Below are 16,738 nucleotides of genomic sequence, written 5' to 3'. Positions count from 1 at the left end.
TATCAGTGTGTTTTGTTTCATCAATCATATAGATTTTAACAATTACGAGATGTTTTTTATACCTTTGCCCTATGAAACAAGATACCATTTGTGCATTAGCAACGGCTAATGGGATAGGAGCGATAGGAATTATTAGGATTTCTGGTGATGATGCATTGCCTATTGTTCAGCAATGTTTTAAAGGAAAAGATTTATCACATCAGAAATCTCATACCGTACATTATGGTTATTTTGTAGATGGAGATGAAGTAATAGACGAGATTATGTTGTCTATATTTCTAGCACCTAAATCATTCACCACTGAAAATTCTGTTGAAATCTCATTTCACGGTTCGCCACATATTGGGAAGAAAATTTTAGAAACTCTTATAAAAAACGGAGCTAGAATGGCCAAAGCAGGTGAATTTACCATGCGTGCTTTTATGAATGGTAGAATAGACCTGTCACAAGCTGAGGCGATTGCAGATATCATTGCTGCAGAAAATGAAGCCAGCCGAAAGGTGGCCATGTCACAGTTAAAAGGGGGGATTTCTAATGAGATTTCTATTCTTAGAAATGATTTGTTGAATTTTGTTTCGTTGGTAGAGTTAGAACTCGACTTTGCAGAAGAAGATGTAGAATTTGCCGATAGAACTGCGCTGACACAACTTTTGAATAAAATAGAATTTAAACTGAAATCATTAATTGATAGTTTCCAATACGGTAATGCCATAAAAAGCGGAGTAGCAGTAGCCATCATAGGGAAGCCCAATGCAGGGAAATCTACCTTGCTGAATGCTCTTTTAAAAGAAGAAAGAGCTATTGTTTCTGAAATTGCTGGAACTACTAGAGATACTATAGAAGAAATTTTGCATATTAAAGGAAATGCTTTTAGACTAATAGACACCGCAGGTTTACGCGAAACAGAAGACACCATAGAAGCTATTGGGGTGGTAAAAGCTAAAGAAAAAGTAGCGCAAGCAGATATTTTAGTGTATCTTATAGATGCCCATACAAATGACTTATCTGAGGATGTATCTATGCTGAATGAACTGATGAGAACTGATTTAAAGTCCATAATTTGTATTACAAAATCTGAGTTGACCCAAAATAATTCTATACTTAAAGAAGATATTTTAAAAAATTTTCAACAGTCAATTTCAGATATTCAGATTTTAGAAATATCTGCCAAAGAGAATATTCATCTTCAGGAATTAAAAGATGAACTTTCTCATTATGTAGAAAATCTAAAAACTACTGAAAGCAATGTGGTTATCACCAATCAACGCCACTATGAAGCATTGCAAAAATCTATAGAAGCCGTGTACAAGGTAAAAGAAGCCATTACTCATCAAATATCAACAGAATTGTTGGCTTATGAACTTAGAAATTCTCTAGAGCATCTCGGTGAAATATCTGGTGAGTTTACCAATGATGAAGTCCTTGGGAATATATTTTCTAAGTTCTGTATCGGGAAGTAAGTCCAACACAAAACGATCAAATAAAAATCGACTATAAAACCTATGAAAAGCCCTTTTTTAAGGGTTTTTTATTGATTTAAAGTTATAATTTATTTTGTGATATTTTTATAAATTTCGCCGTCTTTTACAATAACTAAGAAATTCTGAGCAGGATTAGCAACTAAAGATAAATTTTCTAATGGATTGCCATCTACTAACAAAATATCTGCCAAAGCACCTTCTTCTATTACCCCAATGTTACCAGTATAAGGACTTCTTAGTCCAGATAATTTTAATAGCTGTGCATTATCATGCGTCACCATTTTAAGAATTTCAGCATTAGTAAACCAATCTTGTAATTTTAAAATATAGCTATTTTGTTCTTTATTGGTATTGGGTTCAAAAAGAAAATCGGTTCCCCAAGCAAGTTTGACCCCTAGTTTTTTAGCTAAAGGCCATAATTTTTTTTGTCCCTCTATCACGTCTTTTCTTTTTTCTTTTCTAAGTTCAGTCATTTCAGGTGATGATTCTAGCAGGTTCTGAGTACTAAGCCAAGTTCCATTTGCTGCCATAAGTTTAAGCGTTTCTTCATCTAATAATTGCCCATGTTCAATGCATTTTACGCCAGCTTCCATGGCTCTTTTAATAGCTCTTGGAGTATATGCATGTACCATAACATAAGTTCCCCAATCTTCTGCAGCGTCTACAGCCGCTTTCATTTCTTCTAGTGTATATTGAGTAACATCTATCGGGTCGTAAGCAGATGATGTACCTCCACCTGCCATTAGCTTAATCTGGCTTGCTCCAAATCTAAGATTTTCTCTTGTGGCTGTTAATACTTCGTCTCTGCCATCTGCAATAAAAGTTGCACCAAACTCTTCAGCTCTAGACGGTTTACCAAAAAATCTTCTTGATTTTTCATCAGGCGTTCTGAAATCACCATGACCGGATGTTTGGCTAATCACTGCTCCAGAAGGCCAAACTCTTGGCCCCTTGATTTGTTTTTTATCTATCGCTGATTTTATAGGAAAAATAGGACCTCCTGCATCTCTAATACTTGTGAAGCCTCTCAATAAAGTTTCTTCTGCTGATTTACCTACTTTCGCCATTGCATTATTGAAATTAAAATCTTTTGACATCATTTCCTCCATGGTTAATGCTCCAAAGGTTAGGTGAACATGTACGTCTATTAATCCTGGCATTAAGGTTTTTCCTTTTCCATTTATCTTAACCACATCTCCTTTTATATCGATAGGCTGTGCATCAATTTTTTCAATTTTATTTGATTTGATGTAAACGTTTAAAGGTTTAGAAAGTTGACTTGACTTACCATCAAATATTCTTACATTATAAAAAATAATTTGTTTTTCTTGGTTTGTCTGAGCTTTCAAAAACTGAATGCAAAATATTAGTCCAATGCTTAATAGAGAATAAAATTTCATAATGTAAAATTTAAACACAAACAAATATAAACTTTTTTTATACTTATAATTTGTAAAAATGATTACAGTTGAAGATAACTTACATTGATGTTATTAATAACATTTCTTAGTTTAGATTTTTTAATGATATTGAATTTTTCCCTAAAATGAATGAAGATTTATAGTCTCTATTTTGCCACTCATAAATTAACGGTGATATTTTTTCAATAAAAATTATTTTAATGATAAAACATTTATATCAATTAAAAATGATTAAAAGAATAATTAAAATGAAAAAGCAATCTCTCTATTTCTACGTTAAGGGTGATAAATTGTGATTTTTTTTGTGATTTTTTATTGATATTAACCTCTCTTTTTTGAATTGATTATTAAGGTTTTAGCGATATACAGATAAGCTTTTTTTCCTTGATTTGTTCCATGAATATTGCTTTTAAATACTGTAAATCAAATAGTTGTGTATATTTTTATGTTTGTATATCAAATGTATATATAAAATATATTAATAGGTGTGCATTATAAGATTAAATTTATGAAGCTAAATCTACTCTAGATTTTATTTGTAAAAATTATTTTATGATAACCTATTTACTATGAAAAAATATGCAATAATTTTTATTTGTTTAATTACCAATTTATTTTTTGCACAGACAGAAAACGTAAGAATTGAAAACAATTCGAGCGGACAAAAACTTTTGGTTGATGGTAAGCCATTTATCATTAACGGAATGAATTGGGATTATTATCCTATTGGTACCAATTATAATTACTCTTTATGGAATCAAAAAGATGATTTCATAAAATCTGCATTAGACAGTCAGATGTCATTGCTCAAAAATATGGGCGTAAATGCCATAAGGGTTTACACAGGTATTCCGGCTAAATGGATAACTTACATTTATCAGAATTATGGTATATACACCATGCTCAATCATTCTTTTGGTAGATATGGTTTAACCATTAAAGGAACTTGGATTCCTAATACAGATTATGCCAATGCAGATACCAGAGCACACCTCTTAAACGAAGTAAAGCAACTTACACAGCAATACAAAAATACCCCAGGATTATTAATGTATCTTCTAGGTAATGAGAATAACTATGGATTGTTTTGGGATGGAGCAGAGACTGAAAATATACCCGTAGAAGAAAGAAAATCTACGCATAGAGCTGAGGCCATGTACCAATTATTCAATGAGGCTGCACTAGAGATGAAATCTATAGATCAAAACCATCCTATTGCCATGTGTAATGGAGATTTATTGTTTCTAGACATCATTGCCAAAGAATGTAAAGATATAGACATCTATGGAACCAATATGTACAGAGGAGTATCCTTTGGTGATGCTTTTTTGCGTGTGAAAAATGAATATGGAAAACCGTTGATGTTTACAGAATTTGGTGCTGATGCTTTCAATGAAATTACAGGCAAAGAAGACCAAGATGCACAAACCTATTACTTACTCGGAAATTGGCAAGAAATCTATGAAAATGCAGCAGGAATGGGTAAAGCCAATAATTCTATCGGTGGATTTACCTTCCAGTTTAGTGATGGCTGGTGGAAGTACAAACAAAACGAAAATCTAGACGTGCATGATGCAAATGCTTCTTGGAGCAACGGAGGCTACATTAAAGATTATGAAAAAGGAGAGAATAACATGAACGAAGAATGGTTTGGGATTTGTGCTAAAGGCGCGCCTGATGCCAATGGTTTGTATCAAGAATACCCACGATCTGCTTACTATGCTTTGAAACAAGTTCACCAATTCAATCCTTATGATTCTTCTAAATTAATTACGCCTAATACTGTTAAAAACTATTTTAATGATATCAATGTTGCAGATGCACAACTGAGAGCTAGAGGAGATAAAGCTGCTCTAAAAGGAGAAAGCAACGATAAATTAAAAATTAGCAATCTAAGGGCAGAATTCTATACTTTCAATACAGGAGGCAGCCTTATTACCACTCCAAAAGATAAAACAGATGGGTATACTTCTTACCCTACCAAACAAGGTTTTGACCATACTCAGTCTTATTACATTGGTGTAGAAGCCAATCCTACTTCTAATATGAGAGCCAATGTCAATGTAAACATTTTAGGAAATGTGGCAGAAAATCCTATAGACCAAATTTTCTATGAAAACAGAGGAAGACCAATAGAGGTAATGAATGCAGACGGTACAACTACCAAATTGCAAGACATCAATAGAGTTCAAATTTACAGTGCGAGCTACCAGTGGAATGAAAAGTGGTTTGATTTGAATGGATTCTACAGAACTGGCCATTACCATTGGGGATATGAAGGAGATATTTTCGGATTGTATCCAGAAGCCAATTATGGACCAAACATCGACATTTATAATGGTGAAGCGCCTTTTGGTTTTGAATTCGCTGGTAAGAAAGCCATCAATGGACTAAAAGTAGCATTCGGACCAGAACTATGGTGGGGAGCTAACCCAGCAGTATTGGTTAAGTATTCTAAAAAAGTAGGGAAATTCGATGTTACAGGAGTTTATCACGAAGACTTAGACCAAAGAGGAACTACCCAAAGTTCATTTGCTATCCCTCAACCACAAACCCGAAGAGTAACTTTAGCCATACAGAGAAAACTAGGCAAATTTGCATTTGATTTAGGTGGAATTTGGGCTGGTCAGCCACTCAACGGAAGAGATTTCCAACTGTACAGAGATGGCAATGTATATCAAGACCAAATTAATAATAAAGACAATTGGGGAGGTAAAGTGAAATTTACCTACGCAGGCGGAAAATTCAATTGGTATGCACAAGGTGCTGCTATGGGATTGGTGGCCAACGGTGGCGCAGATAATACCCAGACTTTTACAGGATGGAGACTAAAAGACAGCGGAAGTGGCAACCAGTATAATTTCTTGACAGGTTTCACCTACAACATCGGCAATTTACAAATTGCACCTAATTTCTTATGGCAAAAACCTATTGAAGGGCCAGTTCCTTTTGGAGCACCGGCACCAGGAAGACCTAGAAATATTTTAGAAGACCCATTTGTAGTAAGAGCTAATAGAGAACAAACCGCCGGGGAAATATTATTTACTTATGACCCAACACCCGCTACATGGATGTACAGTTGGGACAGTGATAAAACCGAAGATGCCAAATTTGCCATCAGTGCAGGATTTGTGTACAGACATTTGCCTACTACGCAAGATGCAGCCATAGGTATTTTGCCAGATGGTAGAACTACTTTTGCTTTCCCTGGAGCTGCACCTGCAAAAGACCTATGGGAAGTAAATACCAGAATTGTTTCTAAAATAAGTAATGATTTCGGAGTGATTGCCAATATGTATGGTGGTACTGCGCAAGCGAACGGTAGTGATGCCAGAACGATAGAAAGATTCGGTCTAGATGTAAGAACCATCTATAAAAAAATGAAATTTATTTCGAGTATTAAATTTAATGATTGGGGGCCATATGATTATCATAGAGATTACAATTTGACTTTCCCAATGCAATTGATAGGGGATTTATCTTTCGAAATAGGGAAACCAGAATGGTGGATTTTGCCAGGAACAAGAATAGGAATTAGAGGTACCTATAGAACCTTAGACCAATACTCGCCTAGGTATGCACCAACCTATACCATAGATGCAGCAGGAAATTGGGTGCCAGACCCAACTGCAATTGGGTTCCCAAATGGAAATGAGTGGGAAATAAGAACTTATATTCAAATTAACATTGGTAAATAATTTTAAGAGAGATGAAAAACACAATTCAACATATATTTATAAAGCCATTATTAGCACTTTCATTACTAATGGTGTTTGGCTGCCAAAGAGACATCAGTGAGCTAGAACAAGCTACTTATTCTAAAAATCCTGAGGTTTTTATAGACACTTTCAGCTCTGGCCTTAATTATGCCGCATTTGGTGGCTCAGATGTGAAAGCATTTGATGTAGATACCCAAGTAAAATATTCTGGAACAACTTCTATGAAAATTGCTGTTCCAGATTATGGCAGTCCAGAAGGAGCCTATGCTGGTGGAACTTTCTTTACCACTGTAGGAAGAGATTTATCTGATTATAATGCTTTAACGTTTTGGATAAAAGCTACTCAATCTGCTAACATTGATGTTTTAGGTTTTGGAAATGATTTGGGTGAAAATAAATATCAAGTATCCCTTTCAGGAGTTGCAGTAAATACCAATTGGAAAAAAGTGATTATTCCGATTCCTGATGCTTCTAAACTTACCATGGAAAGAGGAATGTTTTTCTATTCTGAAGGGCCAGAAAATAATAAAGGATATACATTTTGGATAGACGAAGTAAAATTCGAAAAACTAGGAACAATTTCTAATGAGTCTTCAACCATACAAAATGGGGCAAATAAAACCATAACTTCTTTTGTGGGGGTAAATAATGTAGTAGATGGTTTAACGGCTAGCTTTAGTATGCCGAATGGTACTTCACAAGCTGTAAATCTCACTCCATATTACTTTAATTTTTCTAGCTCTAATTCATCAGTAGCTACTGTAGATGCAGTGGGTAATGTAAGCACCATAGGTGCTGGAACTTCTACCATTACAGCAACTTTAGGAAATAACAGTGCAAAAGGAAGTCTCATTATCAACTCTAATGGCACCTATACTCATGCACCTACCCCTACACAGCCAGCAGATAAGGTGATTTCATTATTTAGCGATCAATATACCAATGTACCTGTAGACTATTATAATGGGTATTGGGCACCATACCAAACCACTCAATCGGCAGATTTTCAAGTAGATGGTGACCATGTTTTGAATTATACCAATTTTAATTTTGTAGGAATACAAATGAGTTCACCAACCATTAATGTATCTTCAATGTCTCATTTACACTTAGATATCTATTTGCCTAATGCATTGCCTGCAGGAGCTAATTTTAAAATTCAAGTTGTAGATTTTGGTGCCAATGGTGCATTTGGCGGAGGTGATGATAAAACAGGTGAAACTACCATAACAGCGCCTACATTGCAAGGCCAAAAATGGGTAAGTCTTAATTTACCAATTACTGCTTTTACAGGTTTAACCACCAAAGCACACATAGGGCAAGTTATTTTTGTAGGAACTAATATTACTAACTTCTATGCTGATAATATTTATTTCTACAATGATGGTAGTATTATTTCTGCTACACCTACTACAGCAGCCCCAACTCCTACCCATGCTGCCAATAGTGTATTGTCTATTTTTAGTGATTCTTACACTAATCTTTCTGGGACTAATTTTAATCCTAATTGGGGACAAGCAACACAAGTTTCGCAATTGGCCATTTCAGGAAATAATACCTTGAAATATGCTGGGTTAAATTACCAAGGAACTCAGTTGGCAAGTAATATCAACGTATCTTCTTATGGTTTTCTACATATCGATTATTATTCTGCTAATTCTACTGCTTTGAATTTCTATTTAATTAGTCCAGGACCAGTAGAAAAAGCATATACTCTTTCTGTACCTACAGGATTAGGAACTAATAACAACGGTTGGAAAAGTGTAGATATTCCGTTGTCTGCATTTTCTCCAGTAGCACTTGCTAATGTTTTCCAATTTAAAGTAGATGGCAATGGAGATGTCTTCTTTGATAATATTTATTTCCATAATTAATCAATATTTAATACAAATTACAGATTATGAAAATTTTAGATAAAAAATATATTCAAAAAATAAAATGGATAGCAGGTTTCGGTGTTTTGCTTTTTTCGGTGTATGGATGTGATGAAGAAGCAGTACAAACTTTGCCTGAAAGAAACTGGGAATTAGTCTGGGGTGATGAGTTTGATGGCAGCGCAGGGACTTTACCAGATGCTACCAAATGGACTTATGACATAGGAACAGGTACCAATGGTTGGGGGAATCAAGAATTACAATATTATACCAAAAGAACAGAGAATGTAAAACTAGATGGTAATGGAAATCTGGTAATTACAGCCAAAAGAGAGAGTTATTCTGGCTCTGCTTTTACTTCGGCAAGAATTAAAACCAAAGGATTGTTTTCTCATGCCTATGGTAAAATAGAAGCAAGAATAAAAACGCCATATGGGCCGGGCATTTGGCCAGCTTTTTGGATGTTGGGCGATAATATAGACGCCGTAAATTGGCCTAATTGTGGTGAAATTGACATCATGGAGCTAAAGGGGCATATTCCTAATGTGGTTTACGGTACTTTGCACGGACCAGGCTATTCTGGAGGAAGTGCAAAAACAAAATCTTATGGTTTACAAAATTCTAGATTCGACCAAGATTTTCATGTTTTTGCGGTTGAATGGAAGGAAAATCAAATAGATTTTTTTGTGGATGGTTTCTTGTATCATAGAGTTACCCCGAAAGATGTATCAGGTGAATGGGTTTACAATCATCCATTTTTTCTCATCTTAAATGTTGCAGTTGGAGGGAATTTCGTTGGCTTTCCTACAGATGGTACATCATTCCCTCAAAATATGTACATAGACTATGTAAGAGTTTATAACGCTAAATAATTGATTATTAACAACTAAATTTTATTATTATGAAACGTTTTTATTTTTTAATTACCATTTTTATGAGTGTTTTTGCTTTTTCACAAAACACCATTAATTCAGATGCAAGCCTTAATTGGGTTGGTTATATGAATGTTTTTGATACATCTAATAATTATATGTTTGGTAGTGGTTGGGGAGTAGCAGACTTAAAAACAGAGATTAATACTTCTGCCAATACCATTACCTTAAAACCCAATTACAATACATATAATGCATCAGATTCTTATTGGTCTGATGGAGCAGGCAACGGAAATAAAATAATGGAGGCTTCTACTTATTATGAGCCAGGTGCTACATACAACGGTCAGAATCTTACATTTACAGGTAATGTTTCTTCTAATACGCTTAGCAATCAGTATACAGCTGTAGCTTTTATCAAAGCATTAGACCCTGCAAATGGTTATGCTACTGTTTACAACAATTTTATTACCATACCAGCTAGTGGTACATTTACCATTAATGCACCTGCATCTAGTTTAGCAACAGGTCTTCTAATTCAAGTGGGATTTACTGTAAGAGGTATTAATGCTAATCCTACTACTGAAGCAGCAAAGGGAAGTATTGTAATTGCTCCTGCCAACTTATCTGTAGCATCTTTTAGCAAAAAATCATTGGGCATTTATCCAAACCTGGTGACTGCGGGAGAAGAAATCTACATCAAATCAAAAGTGAAAACGGTAGAAGTTTATAATGTATCTGGTCAAAAAGTAAAATCAGTATCTGCACAAAGTATCAATTCACAAGGTTTGGCCAAAGGAGTTTATATCATAAAAGCAGAAACAGAAAACGGCGAAGTACAATCTTCTAAGTTTATTGTCAAATAAAGTGTATTTTTCTTATGGTTTTTTTTAACGTCCGTATTTTACGGGCGTTTTTTTTTGATAAAAATTGTATATTTGGATTTCTCATGAATTCTAAATTTTATTTTTACTTTTTACTGTTTATTTTCTCTTTCTCTGAGGCTCAAGAAATTCCAGAGAAGGGAATTCCTTTTGTTAGAAATTATTTACCAGAAGAATATGGCAATCACGGTAAAATTTGGGACATAAGTGCTGCCAAAAACGGTTTGATTTATATGGCTTCAGAAAATGGTTTGTTGGAATTTGATGGTAAAAAATGGAATAAATATAGAGATTACAAAGGCTTTACCAGATCTCTTTTTATTAAAAATGATTCTACCATTTATGTAGGCGCTGATATGGATTTTGGCGTATGGAAGAGAAATAAATATAGAAAATTTGATTATCAATCTTTTTATCCTTTTAAAACCAAAATAGGAGGGGTAAACGAAGAATTCTGGGGGACCTATCTTTTTAAGAACCAAGTCGTTTTTGTTTCACATCAAAATCTCTATAGATTCGTGAATCAAAAAATCACCAAAATAGCTGCACCAGTAAGGTTTTTTGATAGTTTTCAGGTGGGTAAAAGACTTTTTTTGGCAGATGAAAAGAATGGGTTATATGAATATAATGGGCAAAATCTTCACTTGCTTTTTTCTTATCCTTATGGTGCACCTCTAGAAATTTCTGGGATTTATGAAGATGGAGGTTATCTCCGTATTGTTTCTAGAAATAGAGGAATTTTTACATTGATTGATGGAAAACTAACTCCACTTCAATCTGAAATTTCTAAAGAAATCATTAAGAATAAGGTCTTCAGCTTTACCTCTTTTAATCATCGATATTTAGCTTTTGGAACCATTCTCAATGGAATTTATATTACAGATTATCAAGGTAATATAATACAGCACCTCAACAAGAATAAAGGTCTTCCAAACAATACAATTCTAAGTTTATACTATCAAAATAATGGTAAAATTTGGATGGGTTTAGATTATGGAATCGCTTTTTCTGATATTAAAAATAACATCACTTATTTCAAAAATTCTAACAGTGATTTTGGGACGGGATATACTGCAATTCTTAAGAATGATTTTTTCTATTTAGGAACCAACCAAGGCTTGTATTCCGCCAATTGGAATGAACTAAATAGCAGCAAGGACCAAAATCCATTTTCCTTAATCAATGGTGCTGAAGGACAGGTTTGGACGCTACAGAAAATAGATGACAAAGTCATCTGTGGTCATGACCGTGGTTTGTTTGAAGTAGATGGCCGAAATATTCGCAAGATTCACAGTGAACCTGGTGTGATGAGCCTTTTAGAGTATGATAATAATACCCTTTTTACAGGAAATTATAATGGAATTTCTATCTTAAAAAAAGAGAATGATTCTTGGCGTTTTCAAAGAAAAATGGAAGTGATTTTAGGGGCCATTAATCAAATTGTAGAAGAAAAAAAGAACATTCTTTGGGTAAATATTCCTAATTATGGAGTGATACGATTTGAAATAGACCAAAATTATAAACCCATTAAAAAAACTATTTTTAGTACAAAAAAATTTAAAGGCTATTTTCCTTATATTTTTAAAGACCAAAAAGGAGTTCACATCATTACAAGTACTCATCAATATGTGTATCTGCCTGAAAATAATGATTTTATGGCGGAAAATCTTATTCCTTTGGTTAATGTGAAGAATAAGTTGACTGGATTTTATTTTCCGATTTCTTTAAATTCAGAGTATGCTTTTTATGCTGTGAGCAATGGTTTTGCCCTAGAAAAGATAGACAAATCATCTAATCAATCATTAACTTCAGAATTAATTTTTAGAAAAGTACAAGCATTTAATAATGAAGAAAGCATAGAATTATCTACACCTGCCAAAATTCCTTACCAATTTAACAACATCAGATTTTCTTTTGTTTTGCCCAATGAGTCAGACGTACAATATCGGTATTACTTAGAAGGCTTTTCTGACCGGTGGAGTGGTTTTTCTTCAAAAAATGAAATTGAATTTTTAGGCTTAAGAGAAGGAAATTATGTACTAAATATCGTAGCTAAAAAAGGTGATAAAATAACTGCAAACCAGAAATTTGCAATCCGTATAGAAGCACCTTGGTACAGAAGTTTTTGGAGTTATTTGGTTTATATGATTTTGATTTTTGCTTTGATTCATTTGTTGAGACAAATTCATGAAAGAAGACTTAAAAATCAAAAAAAACATTTGTTAGAAAAAGAAAGAAAATCTCTAAAAAAGCAAGCCGAGAAACACGAACAGGAGCTTCTTTTAGAAAAGCAAAAGCAACTAGAGCTAGAACAGAATATTCTAAAAGAAGAAATAAAAAATAAAACCAAAGAATTGGCTACAAAAGCTAAAAATGATGATGACAAAATAAGATTATTACAAACCATTAATGATAAAATTCTAGAAGCAGAAAGCAATCCTAATATTTCTAAATTGAAATTAGGAGAAATAAGAAGAATGCTAAAATCTTATTTAGAAATAGAAGACCATACGTTTGAAATTCAGATGGATGAACTGCACCAAGAGTTTTTTAAGGTAATGAAGAAAAAATTTCCGAACTTGTCTATTTATGATTTAAGGATGTGTGCCTATCTTAAAATAGGTCTTAATTCTAAAGAAATTGCAGATATATTTCAGGTATTGCCTTCTAGTATTAATGTAAGCAGGTCTAGATTGAGGAAAAAATTAAATCTTTCTCCTGATGAAGATTTGTATGAATTCTTAAATTCTTTGGAATAAAAAATCGCGGACTTACAGAAAATCCGCGATGATGATAAAATGTATTTTAATATTTTATTTGATGTCGAATTGGGAGGTAAGACCAGCATCTGAACTGCCTCCAACCATTATTTTGAAAGTTCCAGGTTCTACTACAAACTCATGTTGATTGTTGTAAAAGCCTAGTTCTGCGTCTGTTAGTGTGAAAGTGATGGTTTTGGTTTCACCAGCTTTTAGTTCTACCATTTCAAAACCTTTCAGTTCTTTTACAGGTCTTACAACAGAAGCAAACTCATCATGTAGGTATAATTGTGCAACTTCTTTTCCTGTTAACTTTCCTGTATTTTTCACATTTACAGTTACTTCTACTTTTTCGCCTTTGGCAAAAGAATTTTTATTGATTTTCAGGTTAGAATATTCAAAAGTAGTATAACTTAAACCGTAACCAAAAGGGTAGAGTGGCGTTTTATCTACATCTGAATAATGACTCCAAAATACATTATTGTCTTTGTTGGTGAATCTTCCGGTACTGTAATGATTGTATGAAATAGGCACTTGACCTAGATTTCTAGGGAAACTCATCGGTAATTTACCACTAGGGTTGTAATCTCCGTAAAGCACCTGTGCTACGGCATTTCCTGTTTCTGTGCCCAATTGCCAAGCTTCTACAATGGCAGGTATTTTTTCTGCTGCCCAGGAAATCGTTAACGGACGACCATTATTTAGAACCAAAACAATATTTGGGTTCACTTTATAAATTTCTTCTAAAAACTCTTGTTGAAGGCCTGGTAAATCTAGATTGGTTCTGGTTCTGGCTTCACCAGAAGAAAATCCGTGTTCGCCTAAGACCATTATCACCACATCAGCTTCTTTTGCGGCTTTTTTGGCTGCTTCGAAACCAGATTTGTCGGTTGTATTATATTCTACTTCGGTTAAAAAAGTAGGTTCTGTTTTGGTGAGTTCTAGACCTTTTACATAGTTTAGGGCATTGCCTTTGTATTGTTGTAATCCTTCTAAGACAGAAACGGCTGTGTTGTTATCAGAAGCAATTCTCCAACTTCCTAACGGCGAGTTTTTGCTTTCTGCTAAAGAACCTAAAAGAGCTATTTTTTGTCCTGATTTTTTGAGGGGCAAAATATTTTGGTCATTTTTAAGAAGCACAATCGATTTTTTTGCCATATCTAGAACTGTTTCTCTGTTGGTTTTGCTGCCAATAATTTCTTTTTCTCTTTTTTCATCAAGAAAACGATAAGGGTCATCAAATAATCCTAATTCATATTTTACCCTAAGAATTCTACGCACTGCATCGTCTACAAATTCTTGTTTTACTTTTCCTTGGTTTACTAAATCAATTAAGTAAGGAACATAAATTCCGCCTTCCATATCCATATCAGTACCAGCTTCTACGGCAGATTTAGCGGCTGCATTTTCGTCTTTAGAATATCCCCAAGGAATCATTTCTCTGATAGAAGCCCAATCTGAAATCACAAAGCCATTGAATCCCCATTTATTTTTAAGTACATCTCTTAGTAGATATTTGTCTCCCGAAGCCGGAATTCCATTAACGGTGTTAAATGAAGTCATTACACTTCTAAGGCCTGCATCTACAGCAGATTTGAAGGGTGGTAAAACTTGATTATATAGAGTATTGGTGCCTATTTCTGCGGCGTTATATTCTAAAGCACTTCCTACAAAACCGTAAGCTGCAAAATGCTTAGCAGTTGCTGCAATTCTGAGAGGAGATGCAAAAGTGTTGTCTCCTTGAAAGCCTCTTACTCTGGCAACAGCTATTTTTCCACCGAGATATGGGTCTTCTCCAGCTCCTTCCATCACGCGACCCCATCTGGCGTCTCTAGAAATATCCATCATAGGTCCGAAAGTCCAGTTGATGCCAGATGCAGCTGCTTCAGATGCGGCTACTTCTGCTGATTTTTCTATGGCTTTTAAATCCCAACTGGCTGCTTCGGCAAGTGGAATAGGGCTTAGAGTTTTGTATCCGTGAATGACATCAAAACCTATGATTAAAGGAATGCCTAATCTGGTTTGTTCTACGGCGATTTTTTGTACTGCTTTTACTTCTTTCACCCCACGAACAGTGAGCATAGAGCCTACCAACCCTTTTTTGATATTTTCATATTTTTGTTCGGCAGTTCCGCCTACTGGAGCAGGCCCAGTAACATCCCAAAAACCATTGTATTGATTCATTTGACCTACTTTTTCTTCTATGGTCATTTTAGACATCAAAACGTCTATTTTCTTTTCTATTTCGGGATTTAATTTTTGTTGAGCGTATATGTTTGTCATTGCACTTATCATGGTAAAGGTCAATAATAGTTTGATTTTCATAATTTTAAAATTTAAAGCAGATTATTTTTCATTGCTATAAACAGAAGCTGGTAAGTTAGCTTTGTTGTATAAATCTGGTAAAGCTTCGTTGCCCCAATTGTATCTCACGAAAACAGGTGTTTTCACTTCTTTTGCTTCTATAATAATTTGATTTTCTTTAATTACGGCTTTTGCTTTTACAAATTTTTTGTCTGCACCAGCCATTTCAAATTGGTCTGATGTTTTGTTTTTAAAGTGTAAACCTTCTGCAAAGTCTAATGTTAAAATAGCTTTATTCCCTTTAAATTCTACAGATTTCCAAATAGGGAATTTACTTGTAGTATTTTTTTGATAAACATCTGTCAATGCTAAATTAGCCAATCTAATGCCTACAGGTTTTTTATCTTTTGGGTGAATGTCATCAAGCATAGAGTAGTCAGATATCACCACCAAACCAGATTGAGGTACAGATTGAGCTACTTTTCTCTGAATATTTTTAATTTGAGCAGTAGCATCTCCCCAACCTTTATATGAAGCCAATTGAATGATGTAAAACGGAAATTCATAGCCTTTTTCTTTTCTCCAGGCTGTAATCATTGAACTTAATAGAGATTCGTAAGAACTTGCATTTCCAGTATTAGTTTCACCTTGATACCAAGCTGCGCCTGCAATTTTATAATCGTTGATAGGAGCAATCATGGCGTTATAAGCAACAGATGTCTTAGTAGGATAGTATTCATTTTCATTAGATTGAAGATTTTTGAAACCTTCTTTAAGTTCTGGTTTTTTATCAAAAACATATTGAGGAGTCCAGAGTTCCGCAGCACTGCCACCCCAAGCTGAAGTGATGATACCGATAGGAACATTTCCTAATTCTTGGTGTAATCTTTGAGCGAAAAAATAACCTACTGCGCTGAAATATTTAGCATTTTCAGGTGTACAAATTGCCCAATTTCCGATGATATCTTTTTGTGGAAATTCTGCTGCACTTTTTCCTGCGGTAAAAAATCGGATGTTAGGGTAATTGGCTTTAGCCATTTCTACATCTCCATCTTTAATTCCCCAAGCTGCACTCATTTCCATATTAGATTGTCCAGACATTAGCCAAACTTCGCCTAGCATTACGTTTTTTAAACTTACTTCGTTATAACCTTTCAGAGAAATGGTGTATGGACCACCTTCTTTTGGGGTTTTGAAAGTTATTTTAAAAGTAGCATTGTTTGCCGTTTTTACCTTGTATTCTTTGTCAAGAAAATCAGCTTTTAGGGTAATTTCTTCTCTAGGGTCTGCATTTCCCCAGATGGTCACTTCTGCATTTCTTTGCAAGACCATTCCATCTGCAAAAATAGCAGGAAGATGTATGTTTGCCATTGCAAAACTAGAGATAAAGATTGATAAAATATTAATGATAGATTTCATTGTTA

General features: G+C 34.3%; 9 protein-coding genes. 6 read left to right on the top strand and 3 right to left on the bottom strand.

What is annotated here, in order from left to right; genetic code table 11:
* The first annotated feature begins 71 nt into the window (after window positions 1-71).
* Window positions 72-1,460 carry a tRNA uridine-5-carboxymethylaminomethyl(34) synthesis GTPase MnmE gene (gene mnmE, locus IEW40_RS02370; RefSeq protein WP_188616476.1) on the top strand — a complete coding sequence of 463 codons (1,389 nt, stop codon included), beginning with the start codon at window positions 72-74 and terminating at the stop codon, window positions 1,458-1,460.
* An 89-nt stretch (window positions 1,461-1,549) separates the two neighbouring features.
* Here the strand turns inward: mnmE and IEW40_RS02365 are convergent, their stop codons facing one another.
* Window positions 1,550-2,881, bottom strand: a complete 1,332-nt coding sequence (locus tag IEW40_RS02365; RefSeq protein WP_188616475.1) for a metal-dependent hydrolase family protein — start codon at window positions 2,879-2,881, stop codon at window positions 1,550-1,552.
* 590 nt (window positions 2,882-3,471) lie between these two features.
* On the opposite strand from IEW40_RS02365, the gene IEW40_RS02360 reads away from it, so the two are divergent.
* The 5 genes from IEW40_RS02360 (at window position 3,472) to IEW40_RS02340 (ending at window position 13,010) form a co-directional block, all read left to right on the top strand.
* Window positions 3,472-6,600: a glycoside hydrolase family 2 TIM barrel-domain containing protein gene (locus IEW40_RS02360; protein ID WP_188616474.1), complete on the top strand. Its 3,129-nt coding sequence runs from the start codon at window positions 3,472-3,474 to the stop codon at window positions 6,598-6,600.
* 11 nt (window positions 6,601-6,611) lie between these two features.
* Entirely contained in the window at window positions 6,612-8,495 is a 1,884-nt protein-coding gene (locus tag IEW40_RS02355) for an immunoglobulin-like domain-containing protein (protein WP_188616473.1), read from the top strand.
* A gap of 26 nt (window positions 8,496-8,521) precedes the next feature.
* Complete coding sequence (locus IEW40_RS02350) at window positions 8,522-9,367, top strand: glycoside hydrolase family 16 protein (RefSeq protein ID WP_188616472.1); 846 nt, start codon at window positions 8,522-8,524, stop codon at window positions 9,365-9,367.
* A 29-nt stretch (window positions 9,368-9,396) separates the two neighbouring features.
* Window positions 9,397-10,233, top strand: coding sequence for a T9SS type A sorting domain-containing protein (locus tag IEW40_RS02345; protein ID WP_188616471.1), 837 nt, complete (start codon window positions 9,397-9,399; stop codon window positions 10,231-10,233).
* Between the two features lie 83 nt (window positions 10,234-10,316).
* Window positions 10,317-13,010, top strand: coding sequence for a helix-turn-helix and ligand-binding sensor domain-containing protein (locus tag IEW40_RS02340; protein WP_188616470.1), 2,694 nt, complete (start codon window positions 10,317-10,319; stop codon window positions 13,008-13,010).
* A gap of 54 nt (window positions 13,011-13,064) precedes the next feature.
* Here the strand turns inward: IEW40_RS02340 and bglX are convergent, their stop codons facing one another.
* Window positions 13,065-15,335, bottom strand: coding sequence for a beta-glucosidase BglX (gene bglX, locus IEW40_RS02335; RefSeq protein ID WP_188616469.1), 2,271 nt, complete (start codon window positions 15,333-15,335; stop codon window positions 13,065-13,067).
* 21 nt (window positions 15,336-15,356) lie between these two features.
* Window positions 15,357-16,733: a sialate O-acetylesterase gene (locus IEW40_RS02330; RefSeq protein ID WP_188616468.1), complete on the bottom strand. Its 1,377-nt coding sequence runs from the start codon at window positions 16,731-16,733 to the stop codon at window positions 15,357-15,359.
* Between the last annotated feature and the right edge of the window lie 5 nt (window positions 16,734-16,738).

Source organism: Cloacibacterium rupense, from assembly GCF_014645495.1.
GTDB lineage: Bacteria > Bacteroidota > Bacteroidia > Flavobacteriales > Weeksellaceae > Cloacibacterium > Cloacibacterium rupense.
This window is presented reverse-complemented; position numbering and strand designations above follow the sequence as displayed.

Bases quoted from the DNA above. Each gene is read 5' to 3' on its own strand.
- mnmE (WP_188616476.1), top strand. From the start codon at position 72: ATGAAACAAGATACCATTTGTGCATTAGCAACGGCTAATGGGATAGGA.
- IEW40_RS02365 (WP_188616475.1), bottom strand. From the start codon at position 2,881: ATGAAATTTTATTCTCTATTAAGCATTGGACTAATATTTTGCATTCAG.
- IEW40_RS02360 (WP_188616474.1), top strand. From the start codon at position 3,472: ATGAAAAAATATGCAATAATTTTTATTTGTTTAATTACCAATTTATTT.
- IEW40_RS02355 (WP_188616473.1), top strand. From the start codon at position 6,612: ATGAAAAACACAATTCAACATATATTTATAAAGCCATTATTAGCACTT.
- IEW40_RS02350 (WP_188616472.1), top strand. From the start codon at position 8,522: ATGAAAATTTTAGATAAAAAATATATTCAAAAAATAAAATGGATAGCA.
- IEW40_RS02345 (WP_188616471.1), top strand. From the start codon at position 9,397: ATGAAACGTTTTTATTTTTTAATTACCATTTTTATGAGTGTTTTTGCT.
- IEW40_RS02340 (WP_188616470.1), top strand. From the start codon at position 10,317: ATGAATTCTAAATTTTATTTTTACTTTTTACTGTTTATTTTCTCTTTC.
- bglX (WP_188616469.1), bottom strand. From the start codon at position 15,335: ATGAAAATCAAACTATTATTGACCTTTACCATGATAAGTGCAATGACA.
- IEW40_RS02330 (WP_188616468.1), bottom strand. From the start codon at position 16,733: ATGAAATCTATCATTAATATTTTATCAATCTTTATCTCTAGTTTTGCA.